Annotated in this window: 1 protein-coding gene; it reads left to right on the top strand. The window is 63.8% G+C overall.

Annotation, left to right across the window (positions count from 1 at the left end):
• The coding region (locus CW742_RS14815) for an MFS transporter (RefSeq protein ID WP_292421714.1) at positions 1–1,071 on the top strand (1,071 nt) is incomplete at both ends.

The raw sequence follows: 1,071 nt of genomic DNA, 5'->3' as shown, positions 1-1,071 counted from the left end.
GCATACCTCCTTGCCTCGGCAGTCTTCCTTCTCCCCTTTGGCCGGCTTGCGGACATCCACGGCCGCAGGAAGATCTTCACCATGGGTCTTGCCATCTTCACCCTTGCATCCTTCCTGCTGCTCTTCGTCTCAACGGCGACCGGGATCGTCCTTCTCCGGATCCTGCAGGGAGCGGGGGCATCGCTCATCTTCGGGACCGCGGTTGCCATCCTCACTTCCGTGACGCCGCCGGCTGAACGGGGACGTGCGCTTGGGATCTACACCACCTCGGTGTATCTCGGGCTCTCGGCCGGGCCGTTCATCGGCGGCTGGCTCGTCCACTTCTTCGGGTGGCGGAGCATCTTTCTCGTCAACGTGCCGATCGGGCTCTTCACCCTTGCCCTGATCTTCCTGTACCTCGACGGAGAATGGGCGGATGCTGTGGGGGAGCCCTTCGATCTCGGGGGCTCCGTCCAGTACGGCCTCACCCTCATCTGCGTCATGCTCGGCTTCACCCTGCTGCCGGACCGGGAGGGATTGATCCTTCTAGCGGCCGGCTCCCTCATGATGCTCGTCTTCATCAATCGCGAGCGGCGCGTCCGCTACCCGATCCTCGATCTCTGCCTCTGGACAAAAAACCGGATCTTTGCCTTCTCCAACCTTGCCGCCTTCATCAACTACAGCGCCACCTTCTCGGTAACGTTCTTCTTGAGCCTCTACCTCCAGTACGTCCGGGGCTTCGACCCGTGGATCGCGGGGGCGATCCTCGTTGTCCAGCCGGTTGCGCAGGCCGCCGTCTCGCCGCTTGCCGGCCGGCTCTCCGACAAAATCGAGCCGGGCCGGGTGGCATCGGCCGGCATGGCGCTGACCGCCGCCGGCCTTGCGGCGCTCGTCTTTGTTGGCGAGGCAACCCCGATTCCTCTCCTCGCCGCGATTTTGGTCCTCACCGGCCTTGGTCTTGGCATCTTCTCGTCCCCGAACACGAACGCCATCATGGGATCGGTGGAGAAACGGTTGTACGGGACTGCGGCCGGCACCCTCTCCACCATGCGGCTTCTCGGCCAGACCCTGTCGATGGGCCTTGCCATGATG

This window comes from Methanoregula sp., from assembly GCF_002835825.1.
Classification (GTDB): Archaea; Halobacteriota; Methanomicrobia; order Methanomicrobiales; family Methanospirillaceae; genus Methanoregula.
This window is presented reverse-complemented; position numbering and strand designations above follow the sequence as displayed.